Here is a 19,488-nt window from a genome sequence, read left to right as displayed (position 1 = left end):
GGATAGGCCGGCGGCGGGACAACGGCCGGCGGCGGCAGGGCGACCGGGCGGCGCTAGTGGCCGGACTGGTCGTTCGAGCGCGGCGCGTGCTGGTAGAAGCCGCGCATCAGGTCGATCAGCGAATCGCGATCGGCGCCGTTGACGCGGTTGAGCGCGCTCGTCGGGCCGTGGATCAGCTTGTTGGTCAGCGCCTGCGACAGTGCTTCGAGCACGGCGGCCGGATCGTCCCCGCGCGCGAGCAGCTTCTGTGCCTTCTCGACTTCGGCCCGGCGCAGCGCGTCGGCCTGCGTATGCATGTGACGGATCACCGGCACGACGCTGCGCGTGTCGAGCCATTGCATGAAATTCTGCACGCGCGTCTCGATGATCGCCTCGGCTTGAGCGACCGCGGCCTGGCGCGACGCGTTGCCTTCGCGCACGATCGCGCCGAGATCGTCGACGGTGTAGAGGAACACGTCCTTCAGCTTGCCGACTTCGGGCTCGATGTCGCGCGGCACCGCGAGGTCGACCATGAAGATCGGCCGGTGGCGGCGCGCCTTCACCGCGCGCTCGACCGCGCCGAGGCCGATGATCGGCAGCGTCGATGCGGTGCACGACACGATGATGTCGAATTCGTGCATGCGGGTAGGCAGGTCGGCCAGCGGCATCGCGCGGCCGTTGAAGCGTTCGGCGAGCCGCTGGCCGCGTTCGGCCGTGCGGTTCGCGACGACGAGTTCGCGCGGGCCCTGCGCGGCGAAGTGCGTCGCGCACAGCTCGATCATCTCGCCGGCGCCGATGAACAGCACGCGCTGATCCGACACCTTTTCGAAGATCCGTTGCGCGAGGCGAACCGCGGCGGCGGCCATCGACACCGACTGCGTGCCGATTTCGGTCGTGCCGCGCACTTCCTTGGCCACCGCGAACGTGCGCTGGAACAGCTGGTTCAGATAGGTGCCGAGCGCGCCGGCTTCCGTCGCGGTGCGAACGGCGTCCTTCATCTGGCCCAGAATCTGGGTTTCGCCCAGCACCATCGAGTCGAGGCCGGACGCGACGCGGAACGCGTGCCGGACCGCTTCCGACTGCGGCAGCGCATAGACGTGCGGTGCCAGCTCGTCGACCGGGATCCGGTGATACTCCGACAGCCAGCGGACCGCGCCTTCGCGGGCCGCGCGATCGTCGGTCGCGCAATACAGTTCGGTGCGGTTGCAGGTGGAGAGGATCGCCGCTTCGGGCGTATTGGGCGCCTGCGGGCCGAGAAACACGTTCTTGAACGTGGCGAGAGCCGGCTTGATCTGCTCGAGCGGAAACGCCACGCGTTCGCGCAGGGCGACAGGCGCAGTGTGGTGGTTGATTCCGATCGTGAGGAGTTGCATATCGAGGGCTATCGTTTAGCCCCATATTATAGCGTTTCGGTGATTTCCTCACTCGCTGCGTACCGGCCATCGGCGTGGCGGGGCCGCGAATTTGGGGGTTCGATCGGCACGCGGTCGAGCTGATAGCCGAAGCCGTAGAGCGGCAACAGCCGGTAGCCGCGCTCCGGAAGCAGTTGCAATTTGCTGCGCAGCCGGGACGCGTGCGTGTCGAGCGTGCGCGACTTCATGTCGCGGCGGCGCCCCCACACCGTTTCGAGGATATGGGCGCGCGACACGGGCCGCGACACGTTCGTGAGCAATAACTGCGCGAAGCGGAACTCCTTCGGCGTCAGTGAAACGATTGCGTCGTCGAAACGCACGAGGCAATGCGTGGCGTCGAATGCGTATTCGCCATACATTTCGCGCGAGCGGGCGGGTGCGCGGCGTACGCCGGCGCGCCGGATCAGCGCGTTGACGCGCGCGAGCAGCTCGGGCCCGCTCACGGGGCGCACGAGACAATCGTCGGCGCCCGCGTGCAGGCACGAGACGATTTCGCTCTCTCGCGCCGACGGCATCACGGCGATGGCCGGCAACCCGGGCAGGACCGCTTGCGCGCGCGGAATGACTTCCTGCGCCGGCTGGTCGCCGGCCCAGTGCCCCGTGACCAGCATGTCGCAGGTGTTGTCGGCGGCGAGCCACGCGAAGAATGCGGCGCTGGACGCAAATGCGTGACACACGTGACCGCCCGCGAAGAGCAGGCGGTTCAGGAGTGCGGCATGGCGCGACTCGGGATCGATCAGAGCGATTCGCATGAGAATTTCTTCAATACGGCAGCAGGCGCGCGCTTGCCATAACGTCGAGTCGGCCCCTACACTCGAACGTTCGCGGCGCCCGGTTGGTCTCGGGTTCGATGAATGAATCGATGCTAGCCGCTGGCAACGTTCACGCCTATGGGACGAATCTGAATTTATAGAAGGCGTCGAATGAACTGGTTTGGAATCCTTGTCCTGGGAGCGGCCGTCGGGCTGTTCGGCCGCTGGCTGCACCCGATGCGGCGCACGGCCCGGCCGGCGTGGTGGATCGCGGTGCTCGTCGGCATCGTGGGCGCGGCCGCCGCCCGCATGGTCGGCAATCTCTCGGGACTGTTTTACGATGGCGAGACGCTCGAATGGCCGGTCTGCACCGGCGTCGCGTTCGTCGCCGTAGCCGTGACGGTCGCGTTGTCGGCCCGTCGCTGAATGCTCTCAGGTGAAATCATGAATGCCCGTCTCCCCGAAGTCTCGCCGGTGCCGGCCCGCCTCGCGCTGCTGCGCGGCGCCATGGCCCGCGAGAATCTGGCCGCCTATCTCGTGCCGTCCGCCGATCCCCATCTGTCCGAATACCTGCCCGAACGCTGGCAGGCGCGCCGCTGGCTGTCCGGCTTCACGGGTTCGGTCGGCACGCTGGTCGTGACCGCGGATTTCGCGGGGTTGTGGGTCGACAGCCGCTACTGGGTGCAGGCCGACGCCGAGCTGGCGGGCACCGGCGTGCAGCTGATGAAGATGACGGGCGGGCAGCAAAGCGCGCCGCACGTCGACTGGCTCGCGCAGAACGTGGCGGCGGGCGCGACGGTCGGCGTCGACGGCGCCGTGCTCGGCGTCGCGGCCGCGCGCGCGCTGACGGCCGCGCTGAGCGCGCGCGGCATCGCGCTGCGTACCGACGTCGACCTGCTCGACGCGATCTGGCCCGAGCGGCCCGGGCTGCCCGGCGATGCGGTTTTCGAGCACGTGGCGCCGCAGGCGGACACGACGCGCGCGAGCAAGCTCGCCGAAGTGCGCCGCGCGATGCACGCGCAGGACGCGCAATGGCACTTCGTGTCGACGCTCGACGATCTCGCGTGGCTGTTCAACCTGCGCGGCGCCGACGTCAACTTCAATCCGGTGTTCGTTGCGCACGCAATGATCGGCGCCGATCGCGCGACGCTGTTCGTCGCCGACGGCAAGGTGTCGCCGGCGCTGGCCGCGTCGCTCGCGCAGGATGGCGTCGACGTCCGCGCCTACGACGCCGCGCGCGCGGCGCTCGCGGCGCTGCCCGACGGCGCGACGCTGCTGATCGATCCGCGCCGCGTGACGTTCGGCACGCTCCAGGCCGTGCCGGCCGGCGTGAAGCTCGTCGAGGCCGTGAATCCGTCGACGTTCGCGAAGTCGCGCAAGACGTCCGCCGAGATCGAGCACGTACGCGTGACGATGGAGCACGACGGCGCCGCGCTTGCCGAATTCTTCGCGTGGTTCGAACAGGCCGTCAATCGCGAGACGATCACCGAGCTGACGATCGAGGAGAAGCTCACGGCCGCGCGCGCCCGGCGCCCCGGCTATGTATCGGCGAGCTTCGCGACGATCGCCGGCTTCAACGCGAACGGCGCGATGCCGCACTACCACGCGACGCGCGAGTCGCACGCGACGATCGCCGGCGACGGCCTGCTGCTGATCGATTCGGGCGGCCAGTACATGACCGGCACGACCGACATCACGCGCGTCGTGCCGGTCGGCACCGTCAGCGACCTGCAGCGGCGCGATTTCACGATCGTGCTGAAATCGATGATGGCGCTGTCGCGCGCCCGCTTCCCGCGCGGCATCCGCTCGCCGATGCTCGACGCGATCGCGCGCGCGCCGATGTGGGCGGCCGGCCTCGACTACGGCCACGGCACCGGGCATGGCGTCGGTTACTTCCTGAACGTGCACGAAGGCCCGCAGGTCATCTCGCACTATGCGCCGGCCGAGCCGTACACGGCGATGGAAGAGGGGATGATCACGTCGATCGAGCCGGGCGTGTACCGTCCGGGCCAGTGGGGCATCCGGATCGAGAACCTCGTCGTGAACCGGGCGGCCGGGCAGACGGAATTCGGCGATTTCCTCGCGTTCGAGACGTTGACGCTGTGCCCGATCGACACGCGCTGCGTGCTGATCGAGATGCTGCACGACGAAGAGCGCGCGTGGCTGAACACGTATCACGCGACGGTGCGCGAGCGCGTCGGCCGGCACCTGAGCGGCGACGCGAAGGCGTGGCTCGACGCGCGCACGCAGCCGATCTGACGCAACGTGCGGCAACGGCCGGATCGCGATTCGGCAACGATCGAGCGACGGCCGGACGATAACAGCGAGGGCAGGCAATGGCGGACACCGCGGTGATCGTAATCGACATGCAGCGCGGGCTGGTGGAGCGGGCGCAGCCCGCGTACCGGCTCGCCGACGTGGTGTCGGGCATCAACCGGTTGACGGTGGCGGCGCGCGCGGCGAACGCGCCGGTGTGCTTCGTGCAGCACGACGGCGACGCGGACGACGACATCGTGCCCGGCACGCCGGGCTGGGAACTGCATGCGGGGCTGGTCGTCGGTCCAGCCGACTGGTGCGTGCGCAAGCAGGCAAGCGACGCGTTCCACGACACGCCGCTCGCGGCGCAGCTCGATCGCCACGGCATCCGGTCGGTGCTGATCTGCGGCTATGCGACCGAGTTCTGCGTCGATTCCGCCGCGCGCCGTGCCGCGCTGCTCGGCTACCGGACGACCGTCGTGTCCGATCTGCACACGACGAACGAGCGCGCCCATCTGTCGGCGGCGCAGATCGTCGCGCACCACCACTTCATCTGGAACAACAATTCGCTGTCGGGCAACGCGGTGACGCCGCGGCCGCTCGCGGACGTGCTCGCCACGGAGTTCGCATGACGATCAAGGCAGTGGTGTTCGATTTCGGTGGCGTGCTGATCGACTGGAGCCCCGAGTACCTTTACCGTGAGCTGATTCCCGACGATGCCGAGCGCCGCTGGTTCCTCACGCACGTGTGCGCGATGGACTGGGTGGTCCGCCAGGACGGCGGGCAGACGATCGAGGAAGGCACGGCCGAACTCGTCGCGAAGTTTCCGGAGCACGAGGCGCTGATCCGCGCGTTCTACGCGCGCTGGCACGAGATGATCGGCGGCGTGCTGGAGGAGGGCGCGGCGCTCGTCGACCGGCTGGACGCGCAGCGGATGCCGCTGTTCGGGCTGACCAACTGGTCCGCGCAGACGTTTCCGTATGCCTGGGACAACTTCCCGGTGCTGCGCCGGTTCAAGGACATCGTCGTGTCGGGCCGCGTGAAGCTCGTGAAACCCGATCCGGCGATCTACCGCGAGATGCAGGCACGGATCGAACCGCACCTGCCCGGCATCGCACCGCACGAGCTCGTGTTCATCGACGACAACGCGCACAACGCGGCGGCCGCGACGGCGCTCGGCTGGCATGGCATTCATCACACGAGCGCGGCGGCGACCGAGGCGCGGCTGCGCGAACTGGGCGCGCTCGCGTAAGCGTCGGGGCGAGCGCCGGGCGGGATAAAGAAAGCGGGCCATGAGCCCGCTTCTTCGTTGTGCCGTGCCGGTTGCGGCCCGCTTCGGCGCCGGCCCCGCGTGAGCGCGGCGCCGGTTGCCTGGGCCGCGCCGCTCAGCGGCTGATCGGCTTGTAGCGCAGACGCTTCGGCTTCGCGGCTTCCTCGCCGAGGCGCGCACGCTTGTCGGCTTCGTACTCCTGGTAGTTGCCGTCGAAGAACGTGACCTGCGAATCGCCTTCGAACGCGAGGATGTGCGTCGCGATCCGGTCGAGGAACCAGCGATCGTGCGAGATCACCATCACCGAACCCGCGAATTCGAGCAGCGCGTCTTCCAGCGCGCGCAGCGTTTCGACGTCGAGGTCGTTCGACGGTTCGTCCAGCAGCAGCACGTTGCCGCCCGAGATCAGCGTCTTCGCGAGATGCAGGCGGCCGCGCTCGCCGCCGGACAGGTTGCCGACGATCTTCTGCTGGTCGCCGCCCTTGAAGTTGAAGCGGCCGATGTACGCACGCGACGGCGTTTCGTACTTGCCGACCGTCAGCACGTCGGCGCCGCCCGAGATTTCCTCGAACACCGTCTTCGACCCGTCGAGCGCGTCGCGGCTCTGGTCGACGTACGCGAGCTTCACCGTCGGGCCCATCACGACTTCGCCCGAATCCGGCTGTTCCTTGCCGGTCAGCATCTTGAACAGCGTCGACTTGCCGGCGCCGTTCGGCCCGATGATGCCGACGATCGCGCCGGCCGGAATCTTGAAGCTCAGGTTGTCGATCAGCAGGCGGTCGCCGAACGACTTGCTGACGTTCTTGAACTCGATCACTTCATTGCCGAGGCGTTCGCCGGCCGGAATGAAGATTTCCTGCGTTTCGTTGCGCTTCTGGTATTCCTGGCTGCTCAGTTCCTCGAAGCGGGCGATACGCGCCTTCGACTTCGCCTGACGGCCCTTCGGGTTCTGGCGCACCCACTCCAGTTCCTTCTTGATCGCCTTCTGGCGTGCCGACTCCGACGCTTCTTCCTGCTTCAGGCGCTCTTCCTTCTGGTCGAGCCAGCTGCTGTAGTTGCCCTTCCACGGAATGCCGTGGCCGCGGTCGAGTTCGAGAATCCATTCGGCCGCGTTGTCGAGGAAGTAGCGATCGTGCGTGACCGCGACGACGGTGCCCGGGAAGCGCACCAGGAACTGCTCGAGCCAGTCGACCGATTCGGCGTCGAGGTGGTTGGTCGGTTCGTCGAGCAGCAGCATGTCGGGCTTCTCGAGCAGCAGCTTGCACAGCGCGACGCGGCGCTTTTCACCGCCGGACAGGTGCTCGATCTTCGCGTCCCACGGCGGCAGGCGCAGCGCGTCGGCGGCCACTTCGAGCTGCTGCTCGGGGCTGCCGCCGTCGCTCGACGCGAGGATCGCCTCGTACTTCGCCTGCTCGGCCGCGAGCGCGTCGAAGTCGGCGTCCGGTTCGGCATACGCGGCGTAGATTTCTTCCAGCTTCTTGTTGGCCTGGAACAGGTCGCCGAGGCCTTCCTCGACGGCTTCGCGCACGGTCTTCGTCGGATCGAGCTGCGGTTCCTGCGGCAGGTAGCCGATGTTCAGGTTCGGCATCGGCGTGGCTTCGCCCTCGATGTCCTTGTCGACGCCCGCCATGATGCGGATCAGCGTCGACTTGCCCGAGCCGTTCAGGCCGAGCACGCCGATCTTCGCGCCGGGAAAGAACGACAGCGAGATGTCCTTCAGGATCTGGCGCTTGGGCGGCACGATCTTGCCGACCCGGTTCATCGTGAAAACGTATTGGGCCATTTCGGTGTGAAAGTCAGAAGTGGTTGAGACGGCCGCGCAGCGCGCGCGGGCGTGGCGGCGTCGGGTGATTCGGTACGGAGCGTGCCGCGCGGGGCGCGGCGGTGCGAGCGCGTATTGTACTTCGCTGCGGGCTGCCGCTGGCACGGCGCAGGCCATTCGGCCGACCCGCGCTCACAGCCACGCGGCGACGCCGCCGTGCCCCGAGCACGTGCCGCGCCGGTGGCGGCTGAAGCTGTACGTGCCGTCGCGGCAGCGTGCGCTCGCGCCGTCCGGCACGCGGCCCGATTTCGAATGCGCGGGCGCATGCACGGTTTCGCCGTCGCGGTTGCGATACGTGTCGTGACGGTCGAGATCGGCTTCGTTGCCGTGGCCGGGCGACGCGCGATAGGCATGTGCCGGCGTGGGTAACGCGGCGCCCGCGGCGAAGAGCGCGGCGGACAGGGTCGCGACGTGTGTCGCGCGGCGGAGCAGGGCACGCATGGTCTCTCTCGTTCCGTTCGTTGTTATCGATACCGGGCGATGTCGAGCCGACCGCCCGCGCGGCATGTTAGCGGATCGGCGCCGTGGCGCCGCGCGACGCTACGCCGCGCCGGACATCGACGCCGCGCCGTCGGCCTGCGCGGCATCGAGAATCCACCGGCGGAACGCCGCAACCTTCGGCCGTTCCGCATGATGCGGCGGATAGACGAGGTAGTACGCGAAATCGTCGAGCCATGCGGTATCGGCAAGCTGCACGAGCCGGCCGCTCGCCAGCTCGCCGCGCACCATCGCGGCCGGCAGCAGCCCGGCGCCCTGGCCCGCGACGATCGCCTGCAGCAGCAGGCCCGAATCGTCGAACGCGGGGCCGCGCGGCGGCCCGAAATCGTCGATCCGCTGCGCGCCGAACCAGATGTGCCAGCCCTTGCGTTCGGCGTCGTGCAACTGCGGCCAGCCGACGAGCGCGGCCGGCGTCGCCGGCATGCCGAGCCGCGCGACGAGTTCGGGCGACGCGAGCGCGACGATTTCCACCGTCAGCAGGCGTTCGCCGCACAGCCCGATGTAACGCCCGAGGCCGTGGCGGATCGCGACGTCGACGCCGTCGCGCGCGAAATCCGCGAGGGCGTGGCTCGTGACGACCTGCAGGTCGACGTCCGGGCACGCCTGCCGGAACTGCGCGAGGCGCGGGACGAGCCATGCGGACGCGAAGAACGGCGTGACGCTCACCGTCAGCACGCCGCTGTCGGCGGCGCCCGACACGCGCTGCGACGCATCGGCGATCTGCCGGAACGCGTTGCGCACGGGCGGCAGGTAGTCGCGGCCGGCGGCCGTCAGCAGGATCCCGCGGTTCACGCGCTCGAACAGTTGCACGCCGAGATGCGTCTCGAGCACGCGGATCATCTGGCTCACCGCGCCCGGCGTGACCGACAGCTCCTCGGCCGCCGACTTCACCGACAGGTGGCGGGCCGCGGCTTCGAAGGCGCGCAGTGCGTTGAGCGGCGGCAGGCGGGAACGATTCATTCAGTTTTTCTAAATCGAAAGGTCGACGAAATATCGTTTGAGGCGGCGCGTACGCGCGAGTACCGTTGATGCATCGGATCGCTTGTTTTGCGGCTGCCTGCCGGCAGCCGATGCGGTCAACATAGTTCAACTATATCCATGGGGCAACACGGCTGCCGCGCGGCGGCCGGTCGAACCTGAGAGGAGCATCGTCATGAACCGCCCGGGCGCGTCGCGCCTTTTCTATGGCTGGTACGTGGTGGCGGCCGCGTTCGCCGTCACGTTCGTCGGATTCGGCAGCGCGTATACGTTCAGTGCGTTCGTCGAATCGTTGCAGCGGGATTTCGCCGCGTCGCGCGGCCAGATCTCGCTCGTGTTCTCGCTCGCCGGCTTCCTGTACTTCGGCTTCGGCATCGTCAGCGGGCCGCTGGCCGATCGTTTCGGCTCGCGACGGCTCGCCGTCGCCGGAATGCTGCTGACCGGCGCGGGGCTCGCGGCCGCCGGCGCGGCGCATACGCTGCTGCAAGTCTATGTCGCGTACGGGCTCGGTGTCGGGTTCGGCGTGGGCAGCGCGTACGTGCCGGCCGTCGGTGCGGTGCAGCGCTGGTTCGTGCGCCGGCGCGGGTTCGCGTCGGGGCTCGCGGTCGCCGGGATCGGCGTCGGCACGCTGGTGATGCCGCCGCTCGCGTCCGCGCTGATCGCGCAGGTCGGCTGGCGCGGCGCGTACTTCACGCTGGCCTCGCTCGTGATCGTCCTGGGAGCCGGCATGTCGCTGCTGATCGAGAACGATCCGCGCAGGCGGGGATTGCTGCCGGACGGCGACGCACCCGGCGGCGGCAGTGGGGATGCCGCCGCTGCGTCGACCGGTGCGAACGTGCATGCCGGCGCGACGGTCCGCGAAGCCGTCACGTCGCGGCCGTTCGCGAGCCTGTACGCGGCCTGCCTCGTCTGCTCGTTCGGCGTGTTCGTCCCGTTCGTTCACCTCGTGCCGTACGCGCTCGATCATGGCGTCGCGCCGTCGACGGCCGTGCTGCTGCTCGGCGCGATCGGCGTGGGCAGCACGGCCGGCCGCTTCTTCCTCGGCGGCCTCGCCGATCGCTTCGGCCGCCGCGCATCGCTGCTCGCGATGTTCGCCGGCATGGCCGTCGCGCTCGTCGCATGGGCGGGCGCCGGCACCGTCGCGACGCTGGCCGCGTTCGCACTCGTGTTCGGCGTGTTCTACGGCGGCTGGGTCGCCGTGCTGCCGGCCGTCGTGATGGACTATTTCGGCGGGCGCAACGTGAGCGCGATCATCGGCATTCTGTACACGAGCGTCGCGTTCGGCACGCTGATCGGGCCGGCCGCCGCCGGCTTCATCTACGACGCGGGCGGCGGCTATCTCGTGCCGATCCTCGCGAGCGCCGCCGCGAATGCGATTGCGTTCGCGATCGTCGCAACCACCGGGCGTGCGCCGGCCGCCGCGCGTGCGACCGGCGCATAGCGCCGCGCGGCTGGGCGTGTCGCGCGGTTTCCGGTAGGGTAGCCGGACCGTCAACCATCGGCGTACGGTCGGGGAGGCATCGTGACATTCGACGAAGTCCGGCAGATCGCACTGGCATGGCGCGGCGTCGAGGAAGGCACGTCGTACGGCACGCCCGCGCTCAAGGTGAAGGGCAAGCTGCTCGCGCGGCTGCGCGAGGACGGCGACACGCTCGTCGTGAAGGGCGTCGGCCCCGACGAGCGTGCATGGCTGATCGAGTCGGCGCCCGACGTGTACTACGTGACCGATCACTATGTCGGCTGGCCGATCGTGCTGGTGCGCCTGTCGGCCGCGCGCCCCGACGCCGTGAAAAAACTGCTTCTGCGCGAATGGCTCGCGATCGTGCCGGCGAAGTGGCGGGACGAAGCTGCCCGCGACGCGAACTGAATGGCGCGCCCCGCGCTCGAGCCGGCGCCGGAACCAATCAAACCTTGCATCGGTGCGTATCGATGCAATGAGTGGTCCCATCGAAATTCCTCAATTGGTTCTTAGTGAAGAACCGTTTGGTGCTTACACTCCTTCGCTTCGAAGGCGGCTGACGACAGCCGACGGAACGGGCGTACGCGATGCGCCGGCGCTTGGCGCGCCGCATCGCACCCGCAGCTTCGCAGACTGCGCGGACGACCCGACCGGAACGGCCCCCATCCGGCCCATGCCCGCGTGCGACGCACGCGCGGCCGCGGCCGGACTCAAGAACGACAACTCCCCGCGCCGCCTTCACGCGACACCGGTCGTACCGGAACCGTTTTTTGGAGAGAGACAGATGAGTGGAAGCAACACGGGCCTCGGCACGGGCCTGAAGCAGCGTCACGTAACGATGATGTCGATTGCCGGCGTGATCGGCGCGGGCTTGTTCGTCGGCTCCGGGCACGCGATCGCGGAGGCCGGGCCGGCATCGATACTCGCGTATGCGATCGCGGGCGTGCTGGTCGTGCTGGTGATGCGCATGCTCGGCGAGATGGCCGTCGCGCATCCGGACAGCGGGTCGTTCTCGACCTATGCCGATCGCGCGATCGGCCACTGGGCCGGCTTCACGATCGGCTGGCTGTACTGGTGGTTCTGGGTGCTGGTGATCCCGATCGAGGCGACCGCCGCCGCGACCATCCTCAATGCGTGGTTCCCGGACATCGCGACGTGGATCTTCGCGCTCGGCATCACGCTGCTGCTCACCGTCACCAATCTCTTTTCCGTCAAGAACTACGGCGAATTCGAATTCTGGTTCGCGCTGATCAAGGTCGTCGCGATCGTCGTGTTCCTGTGCATCGGCGGCGCGGCGATCGTCGGCATCATTCCGGCACCGGCCGTGTCGGGCGTGTCGAACCTGTTCGTGCATGACGGCTTCATGCCGCACGGCGCGAGCGCGGTGCTGGCGGCGATGCTGACGACGATGTTCTCGTTCCTCGGCACCGAGATCGTGACGATCGCGGCCGCCGAATCGGACAACCCGCAACGCCAGATCGTGCGCGCGACGAATTCCGTCATCTGGCGTATCACGCTGTTCTATCTTGGCTCGATCCTCGTCGTCGCGGCCATCGTGCCGTGGAACGACCCGCTGCTGCCGAAGCACGGTTCGTATCAGCGCGCGATGGAACTGATCGGCGTCCCGAACGCGAAGGCGATCATCGACGTGATCGTGCTCGTGTCGGTCGCGAGCTGCCTGAATTCGGCGCTGTACACGGCGTCGCGGATGCTGTTCTCGCTGTCCCGGCGCAAGGACGCGCCCGCGTTCCTGCATCGCACCGATTCGACCGGCACGCCGCGTGCGGCCGTGCTCGCGTCGACCGCGTTCGGTTTCCTGACCGTGATCGCGAACTACCTGATGCCGGAGCAGGTGTTCGGGTTCCTGCTCGCGACGTCGGGCGCGATCGCGCTACTCGTGTATCTCGTGATCGCGGTCTCGCAACTGCGGATGCGCAAGACGCTCGAATCGGGCGGCGCCGACCTGACGCTGCGGATGTGGCTGTTCCCGTGGCTCACGTGGGCCGTGATCCTGTTCATCTGCGGCACGCTGACCGTGATGTTCGTCAGCGAGGATCATCGGATGGAAGTGGGCGCGACGGCCGTGCTGGCGTTGCTCGTGCTGCTTGCGTCGTGGTTGAACAAGCGGGGGCGCGATGCGCGGGCGGGTGAAGGGCGGCGCGTGTCGGCGACGTGATGGCGTGACGTGATGGCGGGCGGAAAGCCCGCGCCGTGAAACATGGCCCGATCGGTGTTTGCCGGTCGGGCCGTTTTTATTCCGCGATTGGAAGGATGTCGTTGAGGGATCAACGATCGGGCAACGCTACTGAAGCGCGCCGGATCAAATCCGATTCGTCGCGCCCGTCGCGGTAATCGAAGCGGCCGACGGGCTATGCTCTGCGTCGGCGGGTATCGAAGCGCGGCTGCTGTGCCGGTGCGCAGTAGCGACCACGTTCGCGTGTGTTCGCAACCCCGCGTCGCGCCGGACGGCCGAAGGGTTGCTTTGTGTTGTCGAACTATGGTCGCGTGTCACGTGGCGCGGGAGGTCTTGGAGCGGCACTTTCGGGTGCCACCCGGCGCCAGCGAGGCTCGGATTCTCCGGGCGTTTGCCGGCAGCCGAGGTCGTCTCGTGGCCATGGCGGAGCGAGAGACGCTCGCACGCGGCGATGGACCAGTTGTATTGACGATGGATGTTTTTCGCAACCATTGGCGTCGGTAACGCCGAGCGAAATGTGTGCAGCCTGTCATTTCTAGCGGTTGTTTTCAATCAAAATAAATGCTTGCGAGCGAAATTAGAAAAATGATTGCTCGGCAGTCGATTTGTGCATTTTCGGGATTATGCGTTGAGAGACGGCTCGCGAGATAATTGCGCCGTTTCGCAGCCGATGGAGCGAGAGACGTGGCACTCGTTGTCAGGGGGATGCAAGAGAGTCAGTATTGCCGAGGCGAAAGATTTCGTTGCGTTGAATCGCGTTCACAGGCGTCTGAGACTCTTTTACCTTTGTTATCAAATCGAGCGGATCGTTGTGGCAAAATCTCTACTGATGTTGTGCCACTTCGCTTTATGTTCTTTTTTACCTCCCGAGGAGATATTCGAAATGGGTAGGTTGCCCAACGCGTTGATGCTGGACGCGGGAATCGAGCAGACGAACCGGACGCTCATCCTGGACACTCCCCTCGGGGCGAAGGTGCTGTTACCGCAGCGCGTTATCGGCGAATCGCGCATTGGCCGTGATTTCGAACTTACGGTCGACGTTGTCTCCCGGGAGAATGCGCTCCAACTGAAGAAACTGATGGGGCAACCCGTCACGTTATGGGTCCGCCAAGCCGACGAGTCATACCTTCCGTGGCAAGGCTATGTCCATGAGACGCGCCGCTTGGGGGCGGATGGGGGACTCTGTTACTACCAGCTTTCATTTTCGTCATGGATGCGATTTCTGCGGTACAGGAAGGATGCACGCATCTTCCAGGATCTGACGACCGCCGACATCCTGACCGTAGTATTCAACGGTCATTCTCAGGCACGGGGCCATTTCCGGGTCGATGTGAAAGACCCCGGGGCGGTTCGGTCGTATTGCACCCAGTACGAAACTGACCACAATTTCATCCATCGGCTGATGGAGTCGGAGGGCTGGTTCACGTATATCGAGCACGCCGAGGACGGCAAGTCGCATACGGTCGTGGTGACCGACGACCTGTTCAAGTGCAAGCCACTCGCCATCCAGCAGGTATCGTTCTATCGCGGGGACCGGGACGGTCAAGCTGGTTCGCTCGTCGAATGGGGCAGCGAGCGCACGACGCAAAGCGTCGGCTACGCGTTCAGCACGGCCGATTACAAGCGTCCGTCGCGCGCTTTGCAGCGGGCGGGACGTTCCCCGGTTGACCAAGGCGATATCCCGCAGCAGCTAGAAGTGTACGAATACACTGGCCACTACAGCTTCCCGGTTACTGGCGAGTCATATGACCGCGGAGAGCGGGCGGTACGGGTCCGTCTCGAAGAAATGGCCTCACGCAGCAAACGTTTTCATGGCGTGGGCAGCGTGTCGTGCATGGACGTCGGCCGGTGGTTCACACTGGAAGACCACCCAGAACACGATGGCGACAAGCCCGAAGACCGCGAGTTCGCGATTCTCGGTGTGCGTTGGGCCATCCAGAATAATCTACCGCTGGGCAACAGCCGTCCATTTCCGGGAAGCCTGCAGCGGCGTCTGTCGCGTCTGCGTGCAGAATACAAGGACCAGCAAGCCGCATTCGTGTCCAAAGACCGATTGGGCAATGAAAGCTTCGTGCTAGTCGAGATTGAGGCACAGCGTCGCTCCGTGCCTTTTCGCAGTCCGTTCGAGCACGCAAAGCCGGTCATGCACATGCAGACGGCCACTGTCGTCGGACCGGCGAGCGAGGAGGTGTACACGGATGAGTTGAACCGCGTGAAGGTTCAAATGCACTGGGACCGTCTGGGCGGCAACAACGAGACATCATCGTGCTGGATGCGAGTGATACTGCCGCACGCTGGCAAAGGGTTCGGCGGTGTTTTTGTGCCGCGAATCGGTCAGGAGGTGGCGGTCAACTACCTCGACGGGGATTGCGACCGCCCGGTCGTGAGCGGGGTGCTCTTTCACTCCGTCAACGCGCCGCATTGGCATTCGAACGGCCTGCTGTCCGGTTTCAAGTCCCAGGAGTACAGCGGTCAAGGCTTCAATCAACTCGTTTTCGACGACTCCACGTCGCAGAACCGGGCGCAGCTTTACAGCTCGACGGCAAATTCGTATCTGCACGTCGGCTATCTCATCGACCACAACGGCAATACGCGCGGCAACTACCTTGGCACGGGCTTCGAGCTGAAGACTGAGGCGTCAGGCGCACTGCGGGCCGGACACGGGCTCTACGTCTCTACCTATGCCCGTGGCGGTACGTCGAGTCAGCCGCTGGATGTGAAGGAAGCCACGCAGCACCTTATCGATTCGAGCGGCGTGATTCAGCATCGGTCGCTTGCAGCAGCCGACGGCAAGGCCGAGACCTTGGACGATGCCCAGGATGCCATCAAGGACTTCGCTGCAGTCACGCAGAGCGATGTGCAGGGCAATATGACCGGGGGCCGGACAGCGGGCGGGGGTACGGGAAGCGCCAACGCGTTTTCGCAGCCTGTCATGCTGCTGGCGAGTCCGGCGGACATGGGCCTGTCGACGCAGAAGTCGCTCCACGCGGCCGCGACCCAGCACGTCAATCTGGTCAGCGGTGAGAGCACCTACGTTTCGGCGGCCAGGTCGTGGATTGCCAGTGTGGGCGAGAAGCTGAGCTTCTTCGTGCAGAACGCCGGTATCAAACTGTTCGCCGGCAAAGGCAAGGTAGAAGTGCAGGCGCAGTCGGACAACATTGAACTGACGGCAGACAAGACCGTGAAGGTCGTGTCCACATCCGATTCGGTGAACATTACGGCCGAGAAGGAAATCACCCTCACCGCCGGTGGCGCAACAATTCGCATCGCCGAAGGGAAAATCCTCATCCATGCGCCGGGACTGGTCGAGGTCAAGGGCAGCCCGCTCGTCTTCGATGGCCCGGCAGGCGATAGCGTGTCGGCGCAGCTCGCGCCTTCAAAGTCGTGCGCCCAGCAGTTCGCTGCCGCAGCACAATCCGGCTCGGCGCTCGTGTAGGGTGGTCGGTATGGTTCATTACGTCATTGTTGAGAGCGTCAACGGGAAGCTCGAGTTGTCCGGTGTGCCCCCGGTCTATGAAGTCGGTGAGTTGGTTCCCTCAGCGCGTCCCGAACTCGAGGGTGTGGCGCCCCTACTGTACTGTGCCGAGCATCCCGAATTGCAATTGCCGGCGTTGAGAGAGCGCGCCGAGTCGGATCTGAAGAGCGGCTCGCCGCCGGTCGTTTGCGCCATTGTCGACTGCGGCACGGCAACGGGCCGGCTGCAGCAGCATTTGGCAGACCGGTTGATACTGCCCGCGCCGACTTCGGGCGATGCGGTCTTCCGCTATTACGACCCACGCGTGTTTCCGCACCTGCGCCGCATCTTGAAGGCCGAGCAGATGGGCGCGCTTCTGGGGCCGGTTGCGTCCTGGACGTATCTCGACCTCATAAGTGGCTGGACGGTGGTCAACGGCGCAACCGCACCGGAAGCCGTCTTGGCCGTTACGGCGGACCAGCACGCACGCATCGCGCGCATCGAACTGGTTCAGCGTGCACTTGATGTGCTCCGGGGCAACGGTACGGTGCCTCGTCCCGATATGCCGGCGTTGCTCGATGCGCAGCTTGCAAAAGGCGAAGCACATGGACTCGCCGGCGGGGACCTGCTTGCCTTTGCATTTCACGGCACACTGGTTTCCCCCTACTTCGACCATCACCCGCGTATTCGGGCCGTTCTACAGGCACCGCGGAAAGGCCCGTATGCTGAAGCAGTCGCGAACTGGAGCGCAGCAGACTGGGAAACGATTGCGCGCGAGAGCATCCAATATCAATGAGCCGGAGTGGCGGCACAAGAGAGATAAAGAATGGCACTCGACACGAACTTTGCGAGTATTTCCCAGCTCACGCAGTCCGCGATGCAGACAAGCTCGCGCGCGCCGAATTCATGCAATATGTGCAAGAAGAAAGGGTTGCCGATTCTGCCCGTCCGTTATGGGGTCGTGGCCAACTCGAAGGCTCACGGCTCTGCTGGCGCGATGTCGCTCATGGGGGGCAAGTTTGGCGACGGCGTCGTCGGCATTGCGCTCAAGAAGGCGAAGTACACGCTGCGCACTCTGCGCTACGGCTACGTGTATATCTTCTATCCAAAAACACAGCGGTGGCAGATATATGCGGTTACGGCGGAAGGATACTTGTACGACTATCCGGTCGGCATCAAGCTCGACCGTAGCTTCGAGAAACCGTTCAGCTGTCATCAACCCGGGCATGCGCAACTGGCCCAATGCATCACCATTGAAGATGCCGAACATGCCGGAACCGTGTATCTGGCGTTCAGCGATGAGCTTTGGACACAGAAAGTCCGCGACACCTACGCGAAGAACTTCATGGGTTGTCGTGACAAGCGGATGCAGAAGTTTGATGCGACCGCCTGGTATAACGGCAGCATGAATCAGCCGCACGCGGACAGCCTGGACCATCTCGAGGGGCTGCTGAGCGAATACAAGGGCGGTAGTCCCGATGCGCTCGTCACCGGTTGCTTTCCGTACCATAACCGTGCCGGGCAGCAGCCGGCCCTGAAAAAGGCGATGGATTCCATCCTGCCGGACAAGGGGCTGTTCTTCGCGTTGTGGGACCCGGTTGGCATCACGCAGGAACTCAATTTCGAGCAGCGCGTCGCTTTCGGAGCGGCGCTTGCGCCGTATGGACACGGCATCTGGACCGCCAGCGCAATCGACGCGCTGCAAAAGGCGGTCGCGGTATCGGCGAAAGAGGACGTGGAACGTGGCGCCAGTATGTTGGAAGCCAATGCCTATGAGGGTATGAGCCTCGGGGCACTGTTCGATGGTGGCAAGGCGCTTGAGAAGCAACTCAAAAGCATTGACGCGAAGAAGGCGGCTGAGCTTGCAACGGCCGGACCGGAGGCATGGAAGCCCTATACGACCCACTATCGGCAGCAGTCCATCGTCGACTTTCGACAAAAGATGGCGCAGGCGATGAAGTCAGAGCAGACGAGCACGCTGATACCACTGTCTCAAGACCATCAGGCGTGGCTGTCCAGTCCCGCGTTGCTGAATGTCTTCGAGTCGGATTACGAGTCGGGAAGCTGGCGATGCGGGCTGAACTATACCAACACGTTTACGCGATGCATCGAAGGCTCGGCTGACCGCAAGGAAACTGTTGATGTGCTTGTCAAATGGGCTAAGGGCAACGTATCCGATACCCGCAATCCGCTGTTGCGGGCATTCGTTCTGAATAGTCCAGTACTGGCCGAAAAGGTCAAAGAAGTCTCCGGTTATCCGTATATGGAGCTGAGGGAGTTTGTGGCGAAGCTCATCGAGTCATACAGCAAGATAGAGCAGGTGGAGGAGTCGAAGGATAAGGGTATCAAGGTTGCTGTTGCGAAGGCGTTAGCGTGGCTTCTCCATGAGACAGGTGGGCCCGTGGCCGAAGCTATCAGTGCGAGCGTAGATACGGCTGCGGCCAAAGTGCTGTATGCGACTCTGTGCATGCGGACGAAACAGTTGTTCGAGTTTAAGGCCGTATACGGTTCGGTGAACCAGTGGGTGAACTACATCGCCCGTCAGATGCAGGAAGTGATGCCGGGCCGGCAGAAAATCAGCGTGCAGGACCTGAAAAAGCAGCTTCAGGACAAGGCCACCGTAGGTGGCGGTGCCGACCCGGAAATCAAGGCGAAGCAGTTCGTGCCAGTCGAAAGCCCGGCGACGGAGGCCGCTGCCCTGGCAAGCGTCAAGGCCAAACCTGGCTTCGAGAAGTTGGCCAGCGCGACGCTGACGCCCGACGTGGTCGAGACGATTTACATGCCGAAATTCCGGCTTATGACGAAGGGGGAACCTGGGTTTGCTGGCATCGGGGCGATATTCAGTGCCATCAATCTTCGTTTTGCTCGTGAAGAGTTGAAGAAGTCGAACCGGTTCAATCAAACAGAAGCTGGCATCAAGTTCGACAACGCTATCGGTGGGCTCGTGGCGGGCGTTGCGCAATATGGCTCGGCTACAATTGGCGCGTTCGAAAAGGCGGGCGCCCAGTTGGGGGCTGGTTGGCGAGGATTGGCAGGCGCCCTCGAGTTCGCCGGAAAGTTTGGCGGCGCAGCGGTCGGACTCGTATCTGCGGCGATTGACTTCTATCACGCCGGGCAGGATGCGAAGGAGGGCAACGCAACAATGTTTATCCTGGATACAGCGTCAGGGTTTGTAGGTCTTGCTCTCGCTTTCTCCGTCCTCTTCCTCTCTGCCTCCGCTGCGGCTGTCGTTGCCTTGCCACTTCTACTTATCGCTGCCCTCATTGGTATCCTCATCAACTACTTCAAAGGAAAGGAAGTGGATGAGTGGCTTGAACGATGCTTTTTTGGGTTGAAAGAGGCCAAAGACCGGTTTCCGACTCTGGCCGAAGACCAAAAGGCATTTGCGGCAATGCTTTCGTGATGGAGAAAAGA

Annotated in this window: 16 protein-coding genes; 11 read left to right on the top strand and 5 right to left on the bottom strand. The window is 65.1% G+C overall.

Annotated elements, in window-relative coordinates; genetic code table 11:
- Positions 1–53 precede the first annotated feature (53 nt).
- Together hemA and QZM15_RS25570 are read right to left on the bottom strand one after the other, a co-directional pair.
- Positions 54–1,352 carry a glutamyl-tRNA reductase gene (gene hemA, locus QZM15_RS25575; RefSeq protein WP_059577092.1) on the bottom strand — a complete coding sequence of 433 codons (1,299 nt, stop codon included), beginning with the start codon at positions 1,350–1,352 and terminating at the stop codon, positions 54–56.
- Positions 1,353–1,378: 26 nt separating this feature from the next.
- A complete protein-coding gene (locus QZM15_RS25570; RefSeq protein WP_060965515.1) occupies positions 1,379–2,143 on the bottom strand; it encodes a response regulator transcription factor in 765 nt (254 codons plus the stop codon).
- A 171-nt stretch (positions 2,144–2,314) separates the two neighbouring features.
- Here QZM15_RS25570 and QZM15_RS25565 point away from each other — a divergent pair, with 171 nt between their 5' ends.
- From QZM15_RS25565 to QZM15_RS25550, 4 genes are all read left to right on the top strand, one after another.
- Positions 2,315–2,569, top strand: coding sequence for a hypothetical protein (locus tag QZM15_RS25565; protein WP_059577086.1), 255 nt, complete (start codon positions 2,315–2,317; stop codon positions 2,567–2,569).
- A gap of 18 nt (positions 2,570–2,587) precedes the next feature.
- Positions 2,588–4,402, top strand: a complete 1,815-nt coding sequence (locus tag QZM15_RS25560) for an aminopeptidase P family protein (protein WP_302107493.1) — start codon at positions 2,588–2,590, stop codon at positions 4,400–4,402.
- A gap of 77 nt (positions 4,403–4,479) precedes the next feature.
- The gene (locus QZM15_RS25555; protein ID WP_124863523.1) at positions 4,480–5,031 is read left to right on the top strand and encodes a cysteine hydrolase family protein; all 552 of its coding nucleotides are present in this window, start codon (positions 4,480–4,482) and stop codon (positions 5,029–5,031) included.
- Positions 5,028–5,651 carry an HAD family hydrolase gene (locus QZM15_RS25550; RefSeq protein ID WP_059577077.1) on the top strand — a complete coding sequence of 208 codons (624 nt, stop codon included), beginning with the start codon at positions 5,028–5,030 and terminating at the stop codon, positions 5,649–5,651. The genes QZM15_RS25555 and QZM15_RS25550 overlap by 4 nt, the downstream gene beginning before the upstream one ends.
- Positions 5,652–5,784: 133 nt before the next feature.
- On the opposite strand, the gene ettA is transcribed toward QZM15_RS25550, so the two are convergent.
- From ettA to gcvA, 3 genes are all read right to left on the bottom strand, one after another.
- Positions 5,785–7,452 (bottom strand): energy-dependent translational throttle protein EttA, encoded by a 1,668-nt coding sequence (gene ettA, locus QZM15_RS25545; RefSeq protein WP_006494122.1) that lies wholly within the window; start codon positions 7,450–7,452, stop codon positions 5,785–5,787.
- A gap of 171 nt (positions 7,453–7,623) precedes the next feature.
- The gene (locus QZM15_RS25540; protein WP_059577075.1) at positions 7,624–7,932 is read right to left on the bottom strand and encodes a DUF3761 domain-containing protein; all 309 of its coding nucleotides are present in this window, start codon (positions 7,930–7,932) and stop codon (positions 7,624–7,626) included.
- 99 nt (positions 7,933–8,031) lie between these two features.
- On the bottom strand, positions 8,032–8,949 hold the full coding sequence (gene gcvA, locus QZM15_RS25535) for a transcriptional regulator GcvA (protein WP_302107492.1): 918 nt from the start codon (positions 8,947–8,949) through the stop codon (positions 8,032–8,034).
- A gap of 193 nt (positions 8,950–9,142) precedes the next feature.
- On the opposite strand from gcvA, the gene QZM15_RS25530 reads away from it, so the two are divergent.
- From QZM15_RS25530 to QZM15_RS25500, 7 genes are all read left to right on the top strand, one after another.
- Complete coding sequence (locus tag QZM15_RS25530) at positions 9,143–10,408, top strand: MFS transporter (RefSeq protein ID WP_302107491.1); 1,266 nt, start codon at positions 9,143–9,145, stop codon at positions 10,406–10,408.
- An 81-nt stretch (positions 10,409–10,489) separates the two neighbouring features.
- Entirely contained in the window at positions 10,490–10,834 is a 345-nt protein-coding gene (locus QZM15_RS25525) for an MmcQ/YjbR family DNA-binding protein (protein ID WP_059577066.1), read from the top strand.
- Positions 10,835–11,210: 376 nt separating this feature from the next.
- The gene (gene gabP / locus QZM15_RS25520) at positions 11,211–12,602 is read left to right on the top strand and encodes a GABA permease (RefSeq protein ID WP_124863519.1); all 1,392 of its coding nucleotides are present in this window, start codon (positions 11,211–11,213) and stop codon (positions 12,600–12,602) included.
- A gap of 195 nt (positions 12,603–12,797) precedes the next feature.
- Positions 12,798–13,124 (top strand): DUF1488 family protein, encoded by a 327-nt coding sequence (locus QZM15_RS34025; RefSeq protein WP_367032873.1) that lies wholly within the window; start codon positions 12,798–12,800, stop codon positions 13,122–13,124.
- Between the two features lie 379 nt (positions 13,125–13,503).
- On the top strand, positions 13,504–16,056 hold the full coding sequence (locus QZM15_RS25510) for a type VI secretion system Vgr family protein (protein WP_302107489.1): 2,553 nt from the start codon (positions 13,504–13,506) through the stop codon (positions 16,054–16,056).
- 10 nt (positions 16,057–16,066) lie between these two features.
- On the top strand, positions 16,067–16,870 hold the full coding sequence (locus tag QZM15_RS25505) for a DUF4123 domain-containing protein (RefSeq protein ID WP_226289860.1): 804 nt from the start codon (positions 16,067–16,069) through the stop codon (positions 16,868–16,870).
- A 30-nt stretch (positions 16,871–16,900) separates the two neighbouring features.
- Positions 16,901–19,477: a T6SS effector BTH_I2691 family protein gene (locus QZM15_RS25500; RefSeq protein ID WP_302107488.1), complete on the top strand. Its 2,577-nt coding sequence runs from the start codon at positions 16,901–16,903 to the stop codon at positions 19,475–19,477.
- Positions 19,478–19,488: the final 11 nt, after the last annotated feature.

The organism is Burkholderia sp. AU44665, assembly GCF_030504405.1.
GTDB lineage: Bacteria > Pseudomonadota > Gammaproteobacteria > Burkholderiales > Burkholderiaceae > Burkholderia > Burkholderia semiarida.
The sequence above is the reverse complement of the archived record's forward strand: the minus strand, read 5'-3'. Positions and strand labels throughout refer to the sequence as shown.